The organism is Streptomyces avermitilis MA-4680 = NBRC 14893, from assembly GCF_000009765.2.
GTDB lineage: Bacteria > Actinomycetota > Actinomycetes > Streptomycetales > Streptomycetaceae > Streptomyces > Streptomyces avermitilis.
Genome location: NC_003155.5, coordinates 7,926,491 through 7,948,396, shown reverse-complemented (window position 1 = coordinate 7,948,396; position 21,906 = coordinate 7,926,491). Strand labels below are relative to the sequence as shown.

Below are 21,906 nucleotides of genomic sequence, written 5' to 3'. Positions count from 1 at the left end.
GCTCCCGGCGACGTCCGGAGTGCGCACCTGTCCGCGCGACGGAAGAATACGCTCAGTGATCGTCGATTGCGCCATCTACCGTGACGGCCGCCGCACGGAGGGCCCGGAGGACCTCTCCGACGCCCTTGACGAGGCGCGTGCACAGGGTGACAGCTTCCTCTGGATCGGCCTCCACGAGCCGACGGAGAAGGAGTTCGACCTGGTCACCCATGAGTTCGGACTCCATCCGCTGGCCGTCGAGGACGCCCTGAAGGCGCACCAGCGGCCCAAGCTGGAGGTGTACGACGACTCGCTGTTCGTGGTCCTCAAGCCGGTGACGTACGAGCCGTACAGCGACACCGTCTCCTCGGGCGAGGTCATGGTCTTCGTCGGTGACTCCTTCGTGGTGACCGTGCGCCACGGGGAGGGTGCGCCGCTGTCGAGCATCCGGCACGAACTGGAGCGCCGGCCGGACATGCTCCGGCACGGTCCCACCGGGGTGCTGCACGCGATCGCGGACTCCGTCGTCGACCACTATCTGGACGTGGCCACGGAGCTGGGGACCGATCTGGAGGAGCTGGAGGCGGAGGTCTTCTCGCCCAGCGGCGGGGCGCGGAACACGGCGTCGCGGATCTACTCGTTCAAGCGCCAGATCCAGGAGTTCCGCCGGGCCACGGTTCCGCTCACGCCGCCGCTGACCCGGCTCGCCGGCCTGGGGCCCAACCTCGCGGCGGTGCCGTTCGTGAAGGAGGAGGCGCGGCCCTTCTTCCGCGACGTCAACGACCACCTGACGCGCGTCAACGAATCCGTGGAGGGCCTGGACCGGCTGGTCTCCGACATCCTCTCGGCGCATCTCGCGCAGATGAGCGTGCGTCAGAACGACGACATGCGGAAGATCTCCGCGTGGGCGGCCATGGCGGCGATCCCCACGATGATCGCGGGGATCTACGGCATGAACTTCGAGCACATGCCGGAGCTGCACTGGACGTGGTCGTATCCGGCGGTGATCGCGGCGATGGTGGTGCTCGAGGTTCTGCTGTACCGGCTGTTCAAGCAGCGGGGGTGGCTGTAGGCGCGGGCGGCGACGCGGGCGTACGCGGTGGTCCGGGGCGCGTGCGTCACAGGGCGGGGCACGACCCACGGGGCGTGCGCGGGTCGTGCGACAACGGCGTGCGACCACACGGCGAGGTGCCGCCCGCCGTGGAGCGGCTGATGTCACCGCGGCGTCGCGGACCCTGGGAGATCCGAAGGACCCGCCCCTACGCGTACTCGGCGGCGGTGGTCGCCGGTCCGCCCAGCGCGTCGCGGCGCTCCGGCATCCTCAGGGAGACCATGCGGCGCCAGCCGACGGCGCGCTCGTAGGCGTACACCGCGTGGATACCGGCCGCGAGCGCCGCCGCCCTGGCCTTCGGCCAGCCGAGGAGGCGGCCCATGTGGGCCATCACGGCGAGGCTGACGTCCCGGTAGACGCGGATCTCGGCGAGCGCGCACTGCCGCAGCGTCCGCTGGATGGCGCGGCCGTGTCCGGTGTACGCGAAGCGCAACAGCTCTTCGTGGCAGTACGCGAGGTGGTTGTCCTCGTCGTGGGAGATCATCCTGACCGCGCGGCCGATGTCGGGATGGTCGGCGAAGTGCCTGCGGAGCAGCTCCATCTGCTCGGCGGCGCGCTGCTCGGTGACCCTGCTGTGCGCGAGGTAGGTGACGATGTCCTGCACGGTGAGCGGCTCGTCGCCCTTGAGCTTCTCGTGGGCGAGACCGATGCCGTGCCGTTCCAGGAGCATCGTGTAGTCGGTGTCGGGCGGGATCGCTACGGGGTCCAGGCCGCGCTTCTTCATGAGGGCGTGGAAGATCCGCCCGTGTTTGTCCTCGTCGGCGCCGTGCCGGGTGATCTTGGGGGCGAGGTCACGCTGGCTGTGCGGGACGAGCGCGGCGATCCGCCCGTTCTCCCAGCCGCCCTGGGACTCGCCGCTGGCAGCGATGGAGCAGAAGAGCCGGAACGACTCGTCGTTGTCGAGGATCTCCTGGAACAGACTCCTGACCGAAAGCATCACTGCCACCTCCATGCAAAGTTTCCGCAGAAACCGAGTCAAATGGGATGTCAGAAGTACGGCAACAGATGTGTCGGACCGCTCCGCCGAACGACGGACGGCGTGGAACACCTCGACGCGTAACCCGGAAGGCGTCCGAGGCGTTGTGCCCGAAGACGGCCGTGGCGGGGAAGACCCCCGAGCCCCCACCACGGCCGCGGAAACTTCTCGGCGTGGTCCGCCGCGTTATGCGAGGCCCGCCCGCTCCAGGGCGTCGGTCCCCGCCCGCAGCGCGGCGATCCGCTCCTCCAGCGTGAAGCCCGCGGGCGCCAGGGTGAGCGTGGTGACCCCGGCGGCCGCGTAGGCCTTCATCCGGTCCGCGATGCGGTCCACGGAACCGAGCAGCGTGGTCTGGTCGATCAGCTCGTGCGGGATGGCGGCCGCGGCGCCCTCCTTGTCGCCGGACAGGTACTTGTCCTGGATCTCGGCGGCCTCCTTCTCGTACCCCATGCGCTGGGCGAGCTGGTTGTAGAAGTTCTGCTTGCGGCTGCCCATGCCGCCGACGTACAGCGCGGTGTAGGGGCGGAACGTGTCGGCGAGCGCGGTCACGTTCTTGTCGTCGCCGAGCGCGAGCGGGAGGGTCGGGCAGACGTCGAAGCCGTCCATGGTCTTGCCGGCCTTCTCCCGGCCTGCCCGCAGGTGCTTGATCGCGGTGTCCTCGAGGTGGTCGGCCGAGGGGAAGATGAGCAGCGCACCGTCGGCGATCTCGCCGGTCTGCTCCAGGTTCTTCGGGCCGATCGCGGCGATGTAGACCGGGATGTACTCACGCTCGGGGTGGACGGTCAGCTTGATCGGCTTGCCCGGGCCGTCGGGCAGGGGCAGGGTCCAGTGCTCGCCCTGGTACGACAGGCGCTCGCGGGTCATCGCCTTGCGGACGATCTCGACGTACTCACGGGTGCGGGCCAGCGGCTTGTCGAACTTGACGCCGTACCAGCCCTCGGAGACCTGCGGGCCGGAGACGCCGAGGCCGAGGCGGAAGCGGCCGCCGGAAAGCGAGTCGAGGGTGGCGGCGGTCATCGCGGTCATCGCGGGCTGGCGGGCCGGGATCTGGAAGATGGCCGAGCCGACGTCGATGCGTTCGGTCTGGGCGGCGACCCAGGTGAGTACGGTGGCGGCGTCCGAGCCGTAGGCCTCGGCGGCCCAGCAGACGCCGTATCCGAGCCGGTCGGCCTCTTGGGCGACGGCGAGATTGTCCGCGTCCATTCCGGCGCCCCAGTAGCCGAGGTTGATCCCGAGCTGCATGGCCGATTCCCCTTACCGATCAGTAACGTCCCTTGTTCCGGAGACACTAGCGCGCCGGCGGACGCAGGGGCAGGGACGGGGTTCGAGCTGGGGTGATCCCGGTTGTCCACAGGGCCACCACGTATCGAGTTCTGGCCAGTAATCTCGGCGTCCATGGAGCAGAGGCATCTCGGCCGTACCGGCCTGCGTGTGTCCCGGATCGGGCTCGGCACCCTGACGTGGGGGCGCGACACGGACGAGCATGACGCCGCGGAGCTGTTGAAGGTGTTCTGGGAGGCGGGCGGGACCCTCGTCGACACCGCGGACGTGTACGGCGACGGAGAAGCCGAGTACGTACTCGGACAGCTCATAGAAGGGCTCGTGCCGCGCCGGGACCTGGTCATCTCGACGAAGGCGGGGAGCGTAGCGGACCCGGACCGGCGGTTCGACGGTTCGCGCGGGCATCTGCTCTCCGCGCTGGACGCCTCGCTCGCCCGGCTCGGCACGGACTACGTCGATCTGTGGCAGGTCCACGCCTTCGACCCGCACACCCCGCTGGAGGAGACCCTCCAGGCGCTCGACCTCGCGGTCAGCACCGGACGGGCGCGGTATGCGGGCGTGTCCAACTTCTGCGGCTGGCAGCTCGCCAAGGCGGCCACCTGGCAGCTCTCGGCGCCGGGCCCGCGGACCCGGATCGCCAGTACACAGATGGAGTACTCCCTGCTCCAGCGCGGCGTGGAGCGGGAGGTGCTGCCGGCCGCCCTGGACCTGGGGGTCGGGCTGCTGCCGTCCTCTCCGCTCGGCCGGGGCGTCTTGACGGGCAAGTACCGGGGCGGGACGCCCGCCGGCTCCCGGGGCGCCTCGGAGCATCTGGCTCCGTTCGTCGCTCCCTATCTCGACGACACGGCGAGCGGCATCGTGGACGCGGTACAGACCGCGGCCGACGGTCTCGCGGTCACCCCGCTCCAGGTGGCGCTCGCGTGGGTCCGCGACCGGCCCGGCGTGGCCGCGCCGATCGTCGGCGCGCGCAACGCGCAGCAGCTCACGGCGGCGTTGTCAGTGGAGACCCTTAGTCTTCCTGACGAGATCTGCCGGGCGCTGGACGACGTGTCGGCCCCGGTGCACCACTATCCCGACCAGGACTGGAGCACGCTGTGACCACGGAGCCGGAGACCACGGACGAAGCCGAGCCGGGGCAGCCGGGCGCGGGTGCGGGCGAAGTCGAACCGGGACAGCCCGGCGCCGGTGCGGTGGACGGCGTCCCGGAGACCGAGGGCACGCCCGGCAGCGGGGCGGCGGGCGACGCCGAGAGCTCCGCGGAAGGCACAGCCGGGAGTGAGGCGGCGGGCGCTACCGAGAGCTCCGAAGGCACAGCCGGGAGTGAGGCGGCGGGCACTGCCGAGGGCTCGGGCGACGCGGCCAAGCCCACCGAGGCCGAGGCCGAGTTGGCGGCCCAGCGGGTCGAGCGGGAGCGGATCGAGCGGCGGAAGGCGGAGAAGCAGGCGCCGATCGAGGCCGGCACGAAGCTGAGCGGCACGGCCGCCGATCTGCTCGCGGCGGTGCGGGTCGTGGAGAGCGGTGCGAAGCCGGTGGCCAGCGCTTTCAGCGAGCCGCCGGCGCCGCGCAGGCCGGCCCCCGAGCCCGAGCGGCGCCCGGAGCCCGTGGCGGCCCCGGCCGGGCCGGCGGTCCCCGCGGCACAAGCCGTTGCCGGTGTGCGTGCCGTACTGACCGAGGGCGGCGCCCCCGAGGCGCTCGCGCCGCAGCTCGCCGCCCTCCTGGGCGACGGAGCCGACCTGCAACTGCGCGAGGACCCCTGGCAGTTGCTGCGGGTCTCCGGAGTGCGTCCCGAGCAGGCCGACGGCTTCGCCCGGGCGCTGCTCGGCGCGGAGTGCGGCCCGGACGACGAGCGGCGGGGCCGGGCGGTCACGGTGTGGCTGCTGGAGCAGGCGGCCCTCGCGGGGCATACGGCGCTGGAGGTGGCGGCCCTCACCACGGCGCTCGCGCAGCGGGCCGTGCCGGACCCGGACACAGCGGTGCAGAGCGCGCTCGCCGAGGGCGAGGTGCTGGTGTTCCAGGACGCCCTCGACGCGGCCGCGCCCGCCGCGGAGGCGGAGGCCGAGGAGGAGGGAGCGGAGCGTCCGGTCCGCGTCCTGATCGGCCTGGAGCGGTACGCCCTCGCGGAGGAGAGCCTCGCCGACGCGCTCGGCCGGGTGATGAACTCCGTGCCGAAGGAGGACGGCTCGGCCGCCGACTGGGAGCGGGCCGCCGCATCGGCGGGCGGCTCCGCCGCGGAGCTGATCCGCGCGGTCGCGGGCCACGGCCTGGTCCTCCACACCGGCGGCGACGCCTCCGGTGCGGAGGCCGCGGCGCTGCTGTCCGCCGCCCGCGGGCTGGGGCTGCGGACCTGGGCCGCCGCGCACAGCCGGATCGGCTGCGACCGCTTCACGGCTCGGCTCGCCCCGTCGGACCTGCCGGGCGGGCCGCAGCAGGGCCCGGGCACCGGTGTCTCCACCGTGGCGGGTCTGCTGTCCGGCGCGGAGGGTCCCGGCCGGGACGCGGACGGCGCCCTGGTCCTCGACCTCCTGGTCGTCCTGGACGCTCCCCAGCTCGACGTCGAGACCGCCGCCATGCTCGCCGAGTCGCTGCCCGACGGGGCCCGGCTGGTGCTGAGCGGCGACCCGGGGGTGTTGTGGTCGGCCGGTCCGGGACGGGTGTTCGCGGATCTGCTCGCCGCACGCGTCTGCCCGGGGATCGCCTCGCGCACCCCCGATCCCGGACCGATCGGCGAGCTGATCTCCGGCATCGGCGTCGGCGAGCTGAACCAGGTCGAGGCGCCCGGCAAGGAGGTCGTGATCGTGCCGGTGCGGGACGCCGGTGAAGCGGTGCACCGCACCGTGCAGCTGGTCGCGGACTCGGTGCCGCGGGCGCTCGGCGTCCCGGCCGAGCAGACGCAGGTGATCACTCCGGGGCACGGTGGCGCGGCCGGCACGCGCGCGTTGAACGCCGCGCTCAAGGAGCGGCTCAACCCGGGCCCCGGGCGCTTCGGCGGATTCGATCCCGGTGACCGGATCGCGTACTCCCCCGCCCCGGGCCGTACGCTGCCGGGCCGCGTCGTGAAGGCCGACGCCGACGGGCTGCACCTGGAGATCCCGGGCGCCCCCGTCGTCGTACCGAAGGAGCGGGTGGAGCAGTGCGTGCGGCACGGCTGGGCGCTGACCGCGCACCAGGCGGTGGGGAGCCGGTGGCCCGCCGCGGTCGTGGTCCTGCCCGGCGACGCGGCGCAGTCCCTGACCCGCCCCTGGGTGTACACGGCGTTCGGCCTGGCCGAGCGCCATCTGTCCGTCGTGCACGGAGTGGAGCAGGCACTGCCCCGGGCCGTGGCCGAGGTCACCGCCAAGCCGCGCACCACGCGCCTGCCCGCCCTGCTCAGGCCCCAGGTTCCGGCCGCCGACTGAGCCGGCCGCGCGGCCGGCGGGCGAACGGACCACGGCAGGCGAACGCGAGGGCGGGCGAACGAACGAGGGCGGGGGGCCAACGCGAGGGCGGCGGTCACCGGGATTCCGGTGACCGCCGCCCTCGGCAGATGCTCAGCGATCCGCGTCCAGCGGTTCCAGGTCGTCTTCGTCCAGCTCCCCGTCGAGCTCGGAGTCCGGGCCGAGGTCGTCCTCCGGAACCTCGCCGTCCGACTCCTCGCCGTCCGACTCCTCGTCGTAGACGGCGCTGGCATCGAAGCGGCACACGATGTGCTGCGGGTCGATCTGCTCGAAGGGGGCCTCCAGCCACTCCCCCGGCTCCGGCCGCTCCTCCTCGGCCGTCACCCAGAGTGTGGAGTCGCCCTCCTCCAGGCCGAACTCCTTGTGCCGGGAGGCGATCTCGTCCGGCTCGTACTCCTCGAACAGCACACCGAGCGCCCCGTGGACCGTGCCGGCCACCTCGTCGGCGGGCTCCTCCGCGGCCTCGACCCGCTGAGCCTGCGCCAGCAGTCGTTGCGGCTCCACCACCGCGTAGTCCCGGCGGATCAGCACACTCACCGCGCTGGGCTCCTCGGGTCCCGTGTACGGGGGCAGCGAATCGTCCGTGCCGGGGATCTCGAACGGCGTGACCTCGTCATAGCGGTCGTAGAGCAGTTCGTCGTACTCCTCGGCCGCCGCGGCCAGCTCGTTGAACGCCTCATAGACGGCCGGGTCGTCCTCGCCCGACCTGCGCTCGACCGCGGCCAGGTGGCGGTCGAGCGCGGTCTTGACCGCCTCCGCGGCGGCACGTACCTCGGCAGCGGTGGACTGCGCAGCATCAGACATAGTGCAGACGCTATCCGTACACGGCCTCTGCCCGCACAATAGATGCGATGCCGGAATACGAATTTGTCGACGTGTACGTGCCTCGCGGGGTGTCCCGCAAGGAAGCCACACGCCTGCTGACCGACCATGCCGAGTACGGCCACTGGGAGTTGGACCGCCTCAGCCTGCACCGCGACGGCAGCCGCAGGGTGCGGTTGCGCCGACGGATCATCCGCCAGGTGCGCGCCACATGGTGAGAAAAGGCGGCCGAAACGGAGCGGGCCCCGCACTCACGGGGCCCGCTCCGTTCTCCACATCACCGGGGAAGTCCACGGCCCCATACGGTGGCCTTTGCTGTTTTTTTACGCTGCCGATCGCGCCCTGCGGTAGAGCAGCGCGCCGCCGAGCAGTGCGCCCGCGCCCGCCGGTACCAGCAGGCCGAGCGGCATGTCGCTGCCGGTGTGGGCAAGCTGCGCGGTGCCCTCGGGCTGGGTGACGGACTGTCCACCGGGGTGGTTGGGGTGCGCCGAGCTGTCGCCGCCCGGCTGCCCGGGGTGTCCGGGTGTGCCCGGAGGCGTCGTCCCACCGCCACCGCCCGGAGGCGTGGTCCCGCCACCGCCACCGCCCGGAGGCGTCGTGCCACCGCCGCCGCCGCCCGGAGGTGTCGTCCCGCCACCGCCGCCGGGCGGGGTCGTCGCGTGGCCGCCGCCCGGGGTGTCGGCGCAGGCGTCGCCGCCTGCCGCGTTGCCGAGCCCGCCCACGGTGACGTTGTTCCCGCAGACGTTCACCGGCACGTCCACCGGGACCTGGACGTGGTTGCCGGAGCCCACGCCCGGCGAGTCGCCGGTGTGCCCGCCGGCCTGCGACCCACCACCGCCGCCACCGCCGCCGGACGGGCCGTCGCCGTAGCCGCCGCCCTGGTGACCGCCGCCACCGTGATGACCGCCACCACCGGACGGACTGTCGCCGTAGCCGCCACCGTGGTGACCGCCGCCTCCGTGGTGACCGCCGCCATCGTGGTGACCGCCGCCGCCCCCATTGGCGCATTGGTTGCCCACCGCCGGATTGAACAGCCCGACCACGTTCACGGTGTTACCGCAGACGTTCACCGGCACGTGCACCGGCACCTGGACCGAGTTGCCCGACAGCACGCCGGGCGAATGTGACGCGGAGCCGTACGCACCCGAGTCGGCGTGTGCGTAGCCGCCGGTGGCGGCGAGCACGCCGGTCGCCGCCGCCACGGTCATCAGGCCCTTGCGGGTGACCTGTCGCATTGCTGAATCCCTGCCTTCGACCTTGTCTCGAACCGAAAAGACCGGTCGGCCCCGGAGCGCATGGCGCGCGCTCCGGGGCCGACGGGCTCACAACGTCACTTGTTGATGCAGGTGTTGCCGAAGGCGGGGTTCAGCAGCCCGATCACGGAGACCGTGTTGCCGCAGACGTTCACCGGGACGTGAACCGGCACCTGGATGACGTTGCCGGAAACGACACCCGGGGAGTGCACCGCGGCACCCTGGGCACCCGAGTCGGCGACGGCCAGGCCCGCACCCGCGAGAACCAGGCCACCAGTGGCAGCCGCAGCGGCGACGACCTTCTTGATCATTATTCCTCCTTGTTGGCAATGCGATCCCAAGTAGCTGATCGCACTACCTGTAACGAGGAGGGAGTAATGGAGCTACGAGCTTATGGTCGCATTCACTCTTCTCAGTCAACTCCGCACGGGCGGCCGATTATTGAGTAATCGTTTCAGAGGGCGCCTCGCTCAATGGTCAGGACGCGTCGATGAACCGGTCGAGTACGCGAACGCCGAACTTGAGCCCGTCGACCGGCACACGCTCGTCGATCCCGTGGAACATGCCCGCGAAATCCAGCTCCGGCGGCAGTTTCAGGGGGGCGAAGCCGAAGCAGCGGATGCCGAGGTCGTCGAAAGACTTGGCGTCGGTGCCGCCGGAGAGCATGTAGGGCACGGCCTTGGCGATCGGGTCCTCGGCGCTCAGGGCGCTCTGCATCGCGTCGACGAGCCTGCCGTCGAAGTCGGTCTCCAGCGCCTTGTCCCCGTGCACGTCCTCGCGCTTCACGCGGGGGCCGAGAATCCGGTCGAGGTCGGCGAGGAACTCCTCCTCGTGACCGGGCAGGAACCGCCCGTCGACGTGCGCGGTGGCCTGGCCGGGGATGACGTTGACCTTGTAGCCGGCGCCCAGCATGGTGGGCGCCGCGGAGTTGCGCAGCGTGGCGCCCACCATCTTGGCGATGCCGCCGAGCTTGGCGAGGGTCTCGTCCATGTTCTCCGGGTCGAGCTCGGTGCCGAGCGCGTCGGAGAGCTCGTCGAGGAAGGACCGCACGGTCTTGGTGACCCGCACCGGCCAGGTGTGCCGGCCGAGCCGCCCGACGGCCTCGCACAGCTCGGTGATCGCGTTGTCGTCGTTGGTCATCGAGCCGTGGCCTGCCGTGCCGTCGACGGTGAGGCGCATCCAGTGCATGCCCTTCTGGGCCGTCTCGACGAGGTAGAGCCGCAGCTTCTCGTTGACGGTGAAGGAGAACCCGCCGACCTCACCGATCGCCTCGGTCACGCCCTCGAAGAGGTCGGGGTGCTTCTGGACGAGGTACTTGGCGCCGTACGTCCCGCCCGCCTCCTCGTCGGCGAGGAAGGCGAGCACGATGTCGCGCGGGGGCCTGCGCCCGGTGCGCAGCCGGTCGCGTACGACCGCCAGGGTCATCGCGTCCATGTCCTTCATGTCGACGGCACCGCGGCCCCAGACACAGCCGTCCGCGATCTCGCCGGAGAAGGGGTGGTGGGTCCAGTCCGCCGCATTGGCCGGTACGACGTCGGTGTGGCCGTGGATGAGCAGCGCGGGCCGGGACGGGTCCTCGCCCTCGATGCGGGCGACCGTGGAGGCGCGTCCCTGGTGGGACTCGAAGATCTGCGGTTCGAGCCCGACCTCGGCGAGCTTCTCGGCGACGTACTCGGCGGCCTTCCGCTCGCCCGGCCCCGAGTGGTCCCCGTAGTTGCTGGTGTCGATCCGGATCAGCTCGCGACAGAGGTCCACGACCTCGTCCTCGCCAGAGATGCCCCTGGCCGTGTTCGACTCGCTCACGCTGCTTCCTCCCACTGTCGCTGCTGGTGGTCCCCCTCATCCTCCCTCCGCCGGCCCGCGCCGCCCAAGGCGGGACCCGGCCCGTCACACGCCGTTCACGCGGGGACGGGGGGTGATCAGGGGCTCTCGAAAGCCTGGTAATGTTTCCTCTGTCGCCGCGAGGGAAACCCCGCGCGACAGACACCTTGTCCGGGTGGCGGAATGGCAGACGCGCTAGCTTGAGGTGCTAGTGCCCTTTATCGGGCGTGGGGGTTCAAGTCCCCCCTCGGACACCACAGCAGGATCCCAGAACGGTGCTGACTCTGATCGAGTCGGCACCGTTTTTTGCGGAGTACGCGCCCGTGACCATGGCAGGACTCCGGAATCAGAGCCTCCGCAGTCCGTCGAGGGCCTCCTCGCATGGCTGACGTGCTGGTCGGCGGCTAGCGTCGGACTACAGTTTCCAGCTTGTTCGGCGCTGGACCGGAACATCCCCAGGCATCCCTGCGGGCCCACCAGCGCTCCCGATCGCTCCGGGAACGACACGTGAGGACTCGATGGCTGCCCTCCAGCAAGGCCCCGCACTCGCGCTGTCCGACGACGAGGTGCGGGCGGAGTTCGGTGACCGGGCACGCTTCTCCGCCGGCTCCCCCGCCTCGCCTCGGACCCTTGTGGACATTCTCGACGCCTCCGTCCGGGCGTACCCCGACGAGCCCGCCCTCGACGACGGCCGGCGCTGCCTCACCTACCGTGCGCTCGCCGTCGAGATCGAGGCCCTGCGGCGGCGGCTCGCGGCCGCCGGAGTCGGCCTCGGCGACCGGGTCGGCGTCCGTGTCCCGTCCGGGACCAACGATCTGTACATCGCGGTCCTGGCCGTTCTGGCCGCCGGCGCCGCCTACGTACCGGTGGACGCCGAGGACCCCGACGAGCGCGCCGAACTGGTCTTCGGGGAGGCAGAGGTGCGGGCGGTCGTCGGGGCCGGGCACCACCTGACCGTCGACGGGACGGCCGGGGTCCCCGCCGCGCGGCCCGGTACCGGGCACGACGCCTGGATCATCTTCACCTCCGGCTCCACCGGCAGGCCCAAGGGGGTCGCCGTCAGTCACCGCAGCGCCGCCGCCTTCGTGGACGCCGAGGCCGACCTCTTCCTCACCGAGGAGCCGATCGGCCCCGGTGACCGGGTCATGGCCGGGCTGTCCGTCGCCTTCGACGCCTCCTGCGAGGAGATGTGGCTGGCCTGGCGGTACGGGGCCTGTCTGGTGCCCGTGCCGCGCTCGCAGGTCCGCGGTGGCGCCGACCTCGGGCCCTGGCTAGTCGAGCAGGAGATCACCGTCGTCTCCACCGTGCCCACACTGGCCGCCCTCTGGGAGCCCGAGGCCCTGAGCGACGTACGGCTGCTGATCTTCGGCGGTGAGGCCTGCCCGCCCGAGCTGGCGGAGCGGCTGGTCACCGAGGGGCGCGAGGTCTGGAACACCTATGGCCCGACCGAGGCGACCGTCGTGGCCTGTGCCTCTCTCCTGACCGGGAACGAGCCCATCCGGATCGGGCTGCCCCTGGGCGGCTGGGAGCTGGCCGTCGTCGACGAGGCCGGGGAGCCGGTGCCGATGGGCGGCAGCGGGCAGCTGGTGATCGGCGGCGTGGGCCTCGCGCGCTATCTCGACGCCGAGAAGGACGCGGAGAAGTACGCGCCGCTGGCGTCGCTCGGCTGGGCGCGCGCGTACCGCAGCGGTGACCTCGTCAGGGCCGAGCCCGAGGGGCTGGTCTTCCTCGGGCGGGCCGATGAGCAGATCAAGCTCGGCGGCCGTCGGATCGAGCTGGGCGAGGTGGACGCCGCGCTCCAGGCGCTGCCGGGGGTCGCGGGCGCGGCCGCCGCCGTGCGCACCGCCCGCAGCGGCAACCAGCTTCTCGTCGGCTATGTCGTCACCCAGGACGGCTGGGACCAGGCAGCGGCCGTCGAGAAGCTGCGCGCCGAGCTGCCGGCCGCCCTCGTACCGCTGCTCGCGCCCGTCGCCGACCTGCCGACGCGCACGTCCGGCAAGGTCGACCGCACTGCGCTGCCCTGGCCGCTGGAAGGGGTGGAGGCCCCCACCGCCGAGCTCTACGGCACCGAGGCCTGGCTCGCCGAGCAGTGGACCGAAGTGCTCGGCATCCCGGTCGGCGGCGCCGGTGACGACTTCTTCGCGATCGGCGGCGGCAGCCTGGCCGCAGCCCAGCTCACCACCAGGCTGCGCACCCGCTACCCGGGCGCGGCCGTCCTCGACGTCTACCAGCAGCCGGTGCTGCGCAAGCTGGCCCGCCGGCTGGAGAGGTCCACGCGGGACGACGGAGCGGCCCGCGTGATCGCCCCGGTCCCGCCGCGTGCCAAGGCCCTTCAGCTTCTCCTGCTGATCCCGCTGTTCACGCTGCTCGGGCTGCGCTGGACGGTGGCACTGGCCGCGCTGGGGAACGTACTGCACCGGTTCGGCCCGTATCCGTGGGCGCCGTCCGCCTCCTGGTGGGTGGTGACCGCCGGAGCGGTGCTGTTCTTCAGTCCACCCGGGCGGCTCGCCATCGCGGCGGGCGGGGCCCGGCTGCTGCTGCGGGGGCTCAGGCCGGGCCGGTACCCGCGCGGCGGCAGTGTGCATCTGCGGCTGTGGACGGCGGAGCGGCTGGCCGAGTTCAGCGGGGCGACCTCGCTGACCGGGTCCTGGCTGGAGCGGTACGCGCGGGCCCTGGGCGCCAAGGTCGGCGCGGACGTGGATCTGCACTCGTTGCCGCCGGTGACCGGGATGCTCAAGCTGGGCCGGGGCGCGGCCGTCGAGTCCGAGGTGGATCTGTCGGGCCACTGGCTGGACGGCGACCGCCTCGAGATCGGCCCGGTCAGGGTCGGTGCGCATGCCGTGGTCGGTACGCGCAGCATCCTCTTTCCGGGTGCGCGGGTCGGCAAGCGGGCCGAGGTGGCGCCCGGTTCCGCCGTCGCCGGGCAGATTCCCACCGGTCAGCGCTGGGCGGGGGCGCCGGCGGGCAAGCTCGGCAAGGCGAAGCGCGCGTGGCCCGAGGAGCGGCCGCGGCGTGGCACGTACTGGCGGGCGATGTACGGCGCGGCCGGGTTCGCGCTGAGTGCGCTGCCGGTGCTCGCGGGGCTGGCCGCCCTGCTGGTGGCCGGGGTGTTCGTGGCGCCGGACGCCGGGCTCGGCGCCGCCCTGCGGGGTGCCGCGATCGCCCTGGTGCCGGCGACGCTCGCCTTCGGGTGCGCGTACGCCCTGCTGCTTCTGCTCGCCGTACGTCTGCTCAGCCTGGGGCTGCGCGAGGGCACGCACCCCACGCACAGCCGGACCGGCTGGCAGGCGTGGACGGTCACGCAGCTGATGGACCGCTCGCGCGAGACGCTGTTCCCGCTGTACGCCGGGCTGATCACGCCGGTGTGGCTGCGGTTGCTCGGCATGCGGATCGGGCGGGGCGCCGAGGTGTCCACCGTGCTCGCGCTGCCGAGTCTCACCACGGTCGGCGAGGGCGCGTTCCTCGCCGACGACACCCTGACCGCTCCGTACGAGCTGGGCGGCGGCTGGATGCGGATCGGGCGCGCGCAGATCGGGCGCCGGGCGTTCCTCGGGAACTCCGGGATGACCGCGCCGGGGCGCAGCGTGCCGGACGGTGGGCTGGTCGGGGTGCTGTCGGCGACCCCGAAGAAGGCGAAGAAGGGCAGCTCGTACCTGGGGCTGCCGCCGGTGAAGCTGCCGCGTTCGACGCGGGACGGCGATCAGAGCCGTACCTACGACCCGCCCGCGCGGCTGCTGTGGGGACGGGCGCTCGTGGAGCTGTGCCGGATCGTGCCGGTGTTCTGCTCGGCGGCGCTGGTGGTGCTGACCGTCGCCGCGCTGAGCGCGCTGGGCGGCTGGGCGCCGCTGCTGGCCGGACTCGTGTTCCTGGGCGCCGGCGTGCTCGCCTGCCTGACGTCCGTCGTGGCGAAGTGGCTGCTGGTGGGCCGGCACCGGGCGGGCGAGCACCCGCTGTGGAGCGGTTTCGTGTGGCGCAATGAGCTGGCTGACACCTTCGTCGAGGTCGTCGCGGTGCCGTGGCTGGCGGGATCCGTGCCCGGGACGCCGCTGATGACGGCGTGGCTGCGCGGCCTCGGCGCCCGTATCGGCAAGGGCGCGTGGATCGAGAGTTACTGGCTGCCCGAGACGGACCTGGTGACCCTGGAGGACGCGACCACGGTCAACCGGGGCTGTGTCCTGCAGACCCACCTCTTCCACGACCGGATCTTGCGGACGGATACTGTTGTCCTCCGTGAGGGCGCCACTCTGGGCCCGGGCGGAATCGTCCTTCCCGGCAGCACAGTCGGGGCGCGCAGCACGCTGGGACCCGCGTCGCTCGTCATGGCGGCGGAATCCGTCCCCGACGACACCCGCTGGCTGGGCAACCCGATCGAGGCGTGGCGTCCCCGGGCGTGACCGAGGTGACTCGCTCCGGGCCGAAGGACGGTGCACCGGCACGACGTACGAGCCCAGCGCAGGGAGCAGACGCAGCAGTGAGCCCTCGGCAGAAGGCGGAAGCCGATCCGTACTTCCCCACGAACGGTGATGCCCGCTACCGGGTGCACCGCTACGAGCTCACGCTGGACTACCGTCCCGGCCCGAACCGGCTCGCCGGCACCGCGCGGCTCAACGCCATAGCGGGCCGGGCTCCGCTCGCCGAGTTCCAGCTGAACCTGGCCGACTTCCGGATCGGCCGGGTCCGGGTCGACGGCAAGGCGCCGCACTACACGCACCGCGGCGGCCGGCTGCGCATCCGTCCGCCGAAGCCGGTCCGGGCCGGCGCGGCGTTCACCGTGGAGGTGCACTGGTCGGGCAATCCCCAGCCGGTCAACAGCGCCTGGGGCGGTCTCGGCTGGGAGGAGCTGGAGGACGGTGCGCTGGTGGCGAGCCAGCCGGTGGGCGCGCCGTCCTGGTACCCGTGCAACGACCGCCCCGCCGACAAGGCCGCGTACCAGCTCTCGGTCACGACGCCGTCGGCGTACTCGGTGGTGGCGGGCGGGCGCCTGCTCACTCGTACGACGAAGGCGTCCACGACCACCTGGGTGTACGAGCAGCCGGCGCCGACGTCCAGCTATCTGGTCGGGCTGTCGATCGGCAAGTACCAGACGGTGCTGCTCGGCGATCCGGGGCTGGGCGGTGTCCCGCAGACGGGGCACATCCCGGCTCATCTGCTGACCGAGTTCTCCCGGGACTTCGCGCGCCAGCCCGCGATGACGGAGCTGTTCGAGGAGCTCTTCGGGCCGTATCCGTTCGGCGAGTACGCGGTGGTCGTGACGGAGGAGGAGCTGGATGTCCCCGTCGAGGCACAGGGGTTGTCGTTGTTCGGCGCCAACCACGTGGACGGGAAGCGGGGTTCGGAGCGGCTTGTCGCGCACGAGCTGGCGCACCAGTGGTTCGGCAACAGCGTGACCATCGCCGACTGGCGGCACATCTGGCTCAACGAGGGGTTCGCGAAGTATGCCGAGTGGCTGTGGTCGGAGCGCTCCGGCGGCCGTACGGCACAGCAACTCGCCACGCTCGCGCACCGGAAGCTGTCCTCGCTGCCGCAGGATCTGCGGCTGGCCGATCCGGGCCGCAAGCTGATGTTCGACGACCGGCTCTACGAGCGCGGCGGTCTCGTGCTGCACGCGGTGCGCTGTGCGCTGGGCGACGAGGCGTTCTTCCGGATGCTGCGCGGGTGGGCGGGTGTGCACCGGGGCGGGGTGGTGACCACCGCCGCGTTCACCACGCATGCCGCGCGCTTCTCCGCCCAGCCGCTGGACGAGCTGTTCACCGCGTGGCTGGAGGAGACCGCCCTGCCGTCGCTGCCCGTCCTCGCCGCGCCGGTACCGGCGCGTCCGCCGTATCCGCCGCACATTACGGGGTCCGCATGAGCAAGTCCCGTCGTACGCGTTCCACTTCGCGCCCCACGTCGCGCCCGCAGCCGGCTTCGTGTCCGTGCGGGCTTCCCGAGGTGTACGAGGCGTGCTGCGGGCGGTTCCACTCCGGTGCCGCCGACGCACCCACCGCCGCGTTGCTGATGCGGTCGCGGTACTGCGCCTTCGTGCGGCGGGACGAGGCGTATCTGCTGCGGACCTGGCATCCGCGGACGCGGCCCGCCGAGGTCGACTTCGACCCGCGGATGCGGTGGACCGGCCTGGAGATCCTGGGGACGACGGAGGGGTCCGCGTTCCACTCGGCCGGGACGGTCACGTTCCGGGCGTCCTACCGGGGCGGTGCGCTCCAGGAGCGGAGCCGGTTCGAGCGGATCGGCGGGGCGTGGGTGTACGTCGACGGGGAGTTCTTCGAGTAACCGCCGGGTGGCTACGGCGCCAGGATGTCCAGTTCCTGGAGGGCGCCGACCGTGATCTCACGGGTGAGCTGCTCGGCGCGGAGGGCGTCGCCCTCGCGTACCGCCTCCGCCACCTGGACGTGGAGCGTGACGGCGGCCGGGTCGGGGTCCTCGAACATGACCTCGTGGTGGGTGCGGCCCGCCAGGACCTCCGCGACGACGTCACCCAGGCGGGCGAACATCTCGTTGCCCGACGCGTTGAGGATCACCCGGTGGAAGGCCACGTCGTGGACCAGATAGGCCTCCAGCTGATGGCCGCGGGACGTGGCGACCATGCCCAGCGCGCACTCGGTGAGGTCCGCGCACTGATCGGCGGTGGCGTGCCGTGCGGCCAGGCCCGCGGCGGCCGGTTCGACCGCCGAACGCAGCACGGTCAGCGAGCGCAGCTGGTGCGGGCGGTCGGCGCCGGCCAGTCGCCAGCGGATGACCTGGGGGTCGTACACGTTCCACTCGGCCTTGGGACGGACCGTCACGCCGACGCGGCGGCGGGACTCCACCAGGTGCATCGACTCCAGTACGCGGACCGCCTCGCGCATCACGGAGCGTGAGACCTCGAAGCGCTGGGCGAGCTCGTCCGTGCGCAGCACGCTTCCCGGTGGGTAGGTGCCCGCGGCGATGGCGGGCCCGAGGGTCTCCAGTACATGGCCGTGCAGCCCCCGGCCCGGTGTGGTCATGCACTCAGAGTACGAGGTGGATCACTGGCACAAAAAGTCAGACTTATTTGTCACAGACTCTTGAATTCGTCGTACCTAATCGGTTTCAGTGTGGTCGACATCAGATGTCGACGAAGACAGCGAGAGCAGTGATGGAACAGGTGCACACCCCCCACGTAGTCGTGGTGATGGGCGTCGCGGGGACGGGCAAGACCACGATCGGTCCGCTGCTCGCCGCCCGGCTCGGCGTTCCCTACGCCGAGGGTGACGACTTCCACCCCCCGGCCAACATCGCCAAGATGTCGGCCGGAGTGCCGCTGGACGACGTGGACCGCCTGCCCTGGCTGGACGCGATCGGCGCCTGGGCGCACAGCCGGGCGGGGCTCGGCGGAGTGGTCAGCAGCTCCGCGCTGAAGCGGTCGTACCGCGACCGGCTGCGGGCCGCGGCGCCCGGCGTCGTCTTCGTGCATCTCACCGGCGACCGCGAGCTGATCGAGGACCGGATGTCGCACCGGCAGGGGCACTTCATGCCGACGGCGCTGCTGGACTCGCAGTTCGCCACGCTTCAGCCGCTGGCGGCGGACGAGGCCGGGGTCGCCGTGGATGTCACCGGCGGTCCCGAGGAGATCAGCGAGCGGGCCGTGACGGCGCTGCGGGCCCTCGAACCGGCCTCTCAGCCGGCGAAGTAAGCCCCCGGCGCTTCCGCTCGGTACTTCCGCTCAGTACTTACTCTCCGCAGTTCCTCTCATCCCCCTCTTCTCCCCACTCTTCACACACAAGGGACCCACCCGTGACCAGACTCAGCGTCGAGAAGCTGGCAGCGGACACCGTCGAACCGATCACCTCGGCGGGCCACGCTCAACTCGGCATCGCGGTACTGGCGGGCATCGCCGTCATCGTGCTGCTCATCACCAAGTTCAAGCTTCACGCGTTCCTCGCCCTGACCATCGGTTCGCTCGCGCTCGGCGCGTTCGCCGGGGCGCCGCTCGACAAGACCATCGTCAGCTTCACGGCCGGGCTCGGCTCGACCGTCGCCGGTGTGGGCGTCCTGATCGCGCTGGGCGCCATCCTCGGCAAGCTGCTCGCCGACTCCGGCGGCGCCGACCAGATCGTCGACACGATCCTCGCGAAGGCGGGCGGGCGGGCCATGCCGTGGGCGATGGTGCTGATCGCCTCCGTGATCGGCCTGCCGCTGTTCTTCGAGGTGGGCATCGTGCTGCTCATCCCGGTCGTGCTGATGGTCGCCAAGCGCGGCAACTACTCGCTGATGCGGATCGGCATCCCGGCGCTCGCGGGCCTGTCCGTGATGCACGGGCTGATCCCGCCGCACCCCGGCCCGCTGGTCGCGATCGACGCGGTCAAGGCGAACCTCGGCCTCACGCTGGCGCTCGGTGTCCTCGTCGCCATCCCGACGGTGATCATCGCGGGCCCGGTGTTCTCGAAATACGCAGCCCGCTGGGTGGACGTTCCGGCTCCCGACCGCATGATCCCCACCCGCGCTTCCGAGGACCTGGACAAGCGCCCCGGCTTCGGCGCCACCCTCGCCACCATGCTGCTGCCGGTCGTGCTGATGCTGGCAAAGGCCCTGGTCGACATCATCGTCGACGACCCCACGCACCAGGTGCAGCGCGTCTTCGACGTCATCGGCGCACCGCTGATCGCGCTGCTCGCGGCCGTGATCGTCGGTATGTTCACGCTGGGCCGCGCGGCCGGCTTCACCAAGGAGCGCCTCTCGACGACCGTCGAGAAGTCCCTCGCCCCGATCGCGGGCATCCTGCTGATCGTCGGCGCGGGCGGTGGCTTCAAGCAGACGCTGATCGACTCCGGTGTGGGCCAGATGATCCTGGAGATCTCCAAGGACTGGTCGATCCCGGCGCTGCTGCTGGCCTGGCTGATCGCGGTGGCGATCCGGCTCGCGACCGGTTCGGCGACGGTCGCGACCATCTCCGCGGCCGGTCTCGTCGCGCCCCTCGCGGCCGACATGTCGACCGCGCACACCTCGCTCCTCGTGCTGGCGATCGGGGCGGGCTCGCTCTTCTTCAGCCATGTGAACGATGCCGGGTTCTGGCTGGTCAAGGAGTACTTCGGTCTGAGCGTCGGCCAGACGGTCAAGACCTGGTCGATCATGGAGACCATCATCTCGGTGGTCGCCGGCGGACTGGTCCTGCTGCTGTCCCTCGTGATCTAGGAGTACGGGAATGAGCCATCCGCTCTTCGACATCGCCGGCCGTACGGCCCTGGTCACCGGCTCCAGCCGCGGCATCGGGCGCGCGCTCGCCCGCGGCCTCCTGGAGGCGGGCTGCACGGTCGTCCTGAACGGACGGGACGGCGACCGGCTCACCGCGGCGGCCGCCGAACTGCCGGGCGACGTCCGTACGGCCGCGTTCGACGTGACCGACGGTCCGTCGGTGGCCGCCGGCATCGCGGAGGTCGAGGAGCGGGTGGGTCCGCTCGACATCCTGGTCAACAACGCGGGCATACAACTGCGCGCCCCGCTCCTGGAGTTCACGGACTCCGACTGGCACCGGATCCTGAACACCAATCTGACGAGCGCGTTCCTGGTGGGCCGCGAGGCGGCCCGCCGTATGACGGAACGCGGCCACGGCAAGATCGTCAACATCTGTTCCCTCCAGAGCGAGGTCGTCCGCCCCGGCATCGCCCCGTACGCGGCGACCAAGGGCGCGCTGAAGATGCTCACCAAGGGCATGTGCGCGGACTGGGGCCCGTACGGGGTGCAGGTCAACGGGCTCGGCCCCGGCTACATAGAGACCGAGTTGACCCGCCCGCTCGTCGAGGACGAGGAGTTCAGCGCGTGGGTGCGGCACCGCACCCCGGCCGGGCGCTGGGGACGTACGGAGGACCTGGTCGGCGGGGTGCTCTTCCTCGCCTCTCCCGCGGCGGACTTCGTCAGCGGGCAGGTGCTGTACGTCGACGGCGGCATGACGAGTGTGCTCTAGAGAGGCCGGACGATGCTCGGTTGTGTGATCCACGGTCGGGGCGACCTGCGGGTCGACGAACTGCCCGAGCCGGCCGCCGGACCGGGGCAGGCGCTGGTCGCCGTCCGTTACGGCGGCGTATGCGGCTCCGACCTGCACTACTGGCGGCACGGCGGAGTCGGGGACTTCCGGCTGCGGGAGCCGATGGTGCTCGGGCACGAGGTGGTGGGGACGGTCCTCTCGTACGGGCCCGGGGCCGCCGGTCCCGCGCCGGGTACGGCCGTGGCCGTGCACCCGGCGACGCCGTGCGGGGTGTGTCCGGAGTGCGCGGACGGCCGGGCGAACGTGTGCCGGGACACCCGCTATCTGGGCAGCGCGGCCCGTATGCCGCACGTCCAGGGCGGGTTCGCCGCGCGGGTCGTGGTACCCGCCGCGCAGGTGAGGGCGCTGCCGGAGGGGCTGGATCTGCGGCGGGCCGCGCTCGCGGAGCCGCTGTCGGTGGCGTTGCACGCGGTACGGCGGGCGGGGCCGGTGGCCGGCCGGCCGGTGCTCGTGACGGGGGCCGGGCCGATCGGGTGCCTGGTGGTGGCCGCGGCGAAGGCCGCCGGAGCGGGGCGGGTGACGGTGACGGATCTGCTGCCGCGGGCGCTGTCGTACGCCGCCGGGGTGGGCGCGGACGACGTCGTACGCGCCGACGATCCGGCCGACGCCGGGTGGCCGGACTCGGTCGACGTGGCCGTCGAGGCGTCCGGGGTTGCCGCGGGTCTTGACACCTGCCTGCGCCTGGTGCGGCGTGGTGGGGTGGTCGTCCAGCTGGGCATGCTGCCGCCCGGACAGACGCCGTTCGCCGGGAACCTGGTGGTCAGCCGGGAGATCGAACTGCGGGGAGCGTTCCGCTTCGCCGACGAGTTCGACGAGGCGCTGACCCTGCTGGCGCGTGAGCCGGCGTTCGACTCCCTGATCAGCGCGGTGGTTCCGCTCGAGGAGGCGGAGTCGGCGTTCGCGCTGGCCGCGGACCGCGGTGAGGCGTGCAAGGTGCTGCTGGACTTCGGGGTCTGAGGGGCCGGGACCGGGTCCCCGCCGCCGGCGCGCGGCGGGTTCGGCGCCGCCGGGTACGGCCAGCGTGGCGGTACCCGCCGTGGAGTACCTGTCGCGGCGATACCCGCCGTGGGCGGTACCCGCCGTGGCGATACCTGTCGCGGCGATACCCCTCGCGGCAGTACCCGCCGTGGCAGTACCTGTCGCGGCGATACCTGTCGCGGCGGGACCCCTCGCGGCGGGACGTTCCGCGCGTTCTTCGGCGGTGCGGCCACGAACAGGACGCCGCAGCG

General features: G+C 72.0%; 18 protein-coding genes and 1 tRNA gene. 12 read left to right on the top strand and 7 right to left on the bottom strand.

Going from position 1 to position 21,906, the window contains the following annotated elements; translation table 11 throughout:
- The first annotated feature begins 55 nt into the window (after positions 1 to 55).
- Positions 56 to 1,051 (top strand): magnesium/cobalt transporter CorA, encoded by a 996-nt coding sequence (gene corA / locus SAVERM_RS34135; protein WP_037646435.1) that lies wholly within the window; start codon positions 56 to 58, stop codon positions 1,049 to 1,051.
- A 187-nt stretch (positions 1,052 to 1,238) separates the two neighbouring features.
- Here the strand turns inward: corA and SAVERM_RS34130 are convergent, their stop codons facing one another.
- Both SAVERM_RS34130 and SAVERM_RS34125 read right to left on the bottom strand, forming a co-directional pair.
- The gene (locus tag SAVERM_RS34130; protein WP_010988042.1) at positions 1,239 to 2,027 is read right to left on the bottom strand and encodes a ferritin-like domain-containing protein; all 789 of its coding nucleotides are present in this window, start codon (positions 2,025 to 2,027) and stop codon (positions 1,239 to 1,241) included.
- 225 nt (positions 2,028 to 2,252) lie between these two features.
- Positions 2,253 to 3,308 (bottom strand): LLM class F420-dependent oxidoreductase, encoded by a 1,056-nt coding sequence (locus SAVERM_RS34125; protein ID WP_010988041.1) that lies wholly within the window; start codon positions 3,306 to 3,308, stop codon positions 2,253 to 2,255.
- Between the two features lie 153 nt (positions 3,309 to 3,461).
- Here SAVERM_RS34125 and SAVERM_RS34120 point away from each other — a divergent pair, with 153 nt between their 5' ends.
- Entirely contained in the window at positions 3,462 to 4,445 is a 984-nt protein-coding gene (locus SAVERM_RS34120; protein WP_010988040.1) for an aldo/keto reductase, read from the top strand.
- The gene (locus tag SAVERM_RS34115) at positions 4,442 to 6,742 is read left to right on the top strand and encodes a helix-hairpin-helix domain-containing protein (protein ID WP_042493873.1); all 2,301 of its coding nucleotides are present in this window, start codon (positions 4,442 to 4,444) and stop codon (positions 6,740 to 6,742) included. Before SAVERM_RS34120 ends, SAVERM_RS34115 begins: the two co-directional genes overlap by 4 nt.
- A 132-nt stretch (positions 6,743 to 6,874) precedes the next feature.
- Here the strand turns inward: SAVERM_RS34115 and SAVERM_RS34110 are convergent, their stop codons facing one another.
- Positions 6,875 to 7,585, bottom strand: coding sequence for a hypothetical protein (locus SAVERM_RS34110; RefSeq protein WP_010988038.1), 711 nt, complete (start codon positions 7,583 to 7,585; stop codon positions 6,875 to 6,877).
- A gap of 47 nt (positions 7,586 to 7,632) precedes the next feature.
- Between SAVERM_RS34110 and SAVERM_RS34105 the strand changes: the two genes are divergently transcribed.
- Complete coding sequence (locus SAVERM_RS34105) at positions 7,633 to 7,821, top strand: DUF5703 family protein (RefSeq protein WP_005319466.1); 189 nt, start codon at positions 7,633 to 7,635, stop codon at positions 7,819 to 7,821.
- Positions 7,822 to 7,926: 105 nt separating this feature from the next.
- Here the strand turns inward: SAVERM_RS34105 and SAVERM_RS45430 are convergent, their stop codons facing one another.
- The 3 genes from SAVERM_RS45430 to SAVERM_RS34090 all read right to left on the bottom strand — a co-directional run bounded on the left by SAVERM_RS45430 (position 7,927) and on the right by SAVERM_RS34090 (position 10,659).
- The gene (locus tag SAVERM_RS45430; protein WP_010988037.1) at positions 7,927 to 8,838 is read right to left on the bottom strand and encodes a chaplin; all 912 of its coding nucleotides are present in this window, start codon (positions 8,836 to 8,838) and stop codon (positions 7,927 to 7,929) included.
- Positions 8,839 to 8,933: 95 nt separating this feature from the next.
- The gene (gene chpH / locus SAVERM_RS34095) at positions 8,934 to 9,167 is read right to left on the bottom strand and encodes a chaplin ChpH (protein ID WP_010988036.1); all 234 of its coding nucleotides are present in this window, start codon (positions 9,165 to 9,167) and stop codon (positions 8,934 to 8,936) included.
- Positions 9,168 to 9,333: 166 nt separating this feature from the next.
- A complete protein-coding gene (locus SAVERM_RS34090) occupies positions 9,334 to 10,659 on the bottom strand; it encodes a M20/M25/M40 family metallo-hydrolase (protein WP_010988035.1) in 1,326 nt (441 codons plus the stop codon).
- Positions 10,660 to 10,846: 187 nt separating this feature from the next.
- On the opposite strand from SAVERM_RS34090, the gene SAVERM_RS34085 reads away from it, so the two are divergent.
- The 4 genes from SAVERM_RS34085 (at position 10,847) to SAVERM_RS34070 (ending at position 16,947) form a co-directional block, all read left to right on the top strand.
- Positions 10,847 to 10,934 (top strand) — tRNA-Leu (locus SAVERM_RS34085).
- A 261-nt stretch (positions 10,935 to 11,195) separates the two neighbouring features.
- Entirely contained in the window at positions 11,196 to 15,071 is a 3,876-nt protein-coding gene (locus tag SAVERM_RS34080) for a Pls/PosA family non-ribosomal peptide synthetase (RefSeq protein ID WP_010988034.1), read from the top strand.
- A 77-nt stretch (positions 15,072 to 15,148) separates the two neighbouring features.
- Positions 15,149 to 16,528: a M1 family metallopeptidase gene (locus tag SAVERM_RS34075; protein WP_037646421.1), complete on the top strand. Its 1,380-nt coding sequence runs from the start codon at positions 15,149 to 15,151 to the stop codon at positions 16,526 to 16,528.
- Positions 16,525 to 16,947 (top strand): YchJ family protein, encoded by a 423-nt coding sequence (locus SAVERM_RS34070; protein WP_010988032.1) that lies wholly within the window; start codon positions 16,525 to 16,527, stop codon positions 16,945 to 16,947. Before SAVERM_RS34075 ends, SAVERM_RS34070 begins: the two co-directional genes overlap by 4 nt.
- 11 nt (positions 16,948 to 16,958) lie before the next feature.
- On the opposite strand, the gene SAVERM_RS34065 is transcribed toward SAVERM_RS34070, so the two are convergent.
- Positions 16,959 to 17,660 carry a FadR/GntR family transcriptional regulator gene (locus tag SAVERM_RS34065; protein WP_010988031.1) on the bottom strand — a complete coding sequence of 234 codons (702 nt, stop codon included), beginning with the start codon at positions 17,658 to 17,660 and terminating at the stop codon, positions 16,959 to 16,961.
- 131 nt (positions 17,661 to 17,791) lie between these two features.
- Here SAVERM_RS34065 and SAVERM_RS34060 point away from each other — a divergent pair, with 131 nt between their 5' ends.
- From SAVERM_RS34060 to SAVERM_RS34045, 4 genes are all read left to right on the top strand, one after another.
- Positions 17,792 to 18,328, top strand: coding sequence for a gluconokinase (locus tag SAVERM_RS34060; RefSeq protein WP_010988030.1), 537 nt, complete (start codon positions 17,792 to 17,794; stop codon positions 18,326 to 18,328).
- Positions 18,329 to 18,429: 101 nt separating this feature from the next.
- Positions 18,430 to 19,827, top strand: coding sequence for a GntT/GntP/DsdX family permease (locus tag SAVERM_RS34055; RefSeq protein ID WP_010988029.1), 1,398 nt, complete (start codon positions 18,430 to 18,432; stop codon positions 19,825 to 19,827).
- A gap of 10 nt (positions 19,828 to 19,837) precedes the next feature.
- Entirely contained in the window at positions 19,838 to 20,596 is a 759-nt protein-coding gene (locus SAVERM_RS34050; RefSeq protein WP_010988028.1) for an SDR family oxidoreductase, read from the top strand.
- A 12-nt stretch (positions 20,597 to 20,608) separates the two neighbouring features.
- On the top strand, positions 20,609 to 21,634 hold the full coding sequence (locus SAVERM_RS34045) for an L-idonate 5-dehydrogenase (RefSeq protein ID WP_010988027.1): 1,026 nt from the start codon (positions 20,609 to 20,611) through the stop codon (positions 21,632 to 21,634).
- The last annotated feature ends 272 nt before the right edge of the window (positions 21,635 to 21,906 follow it).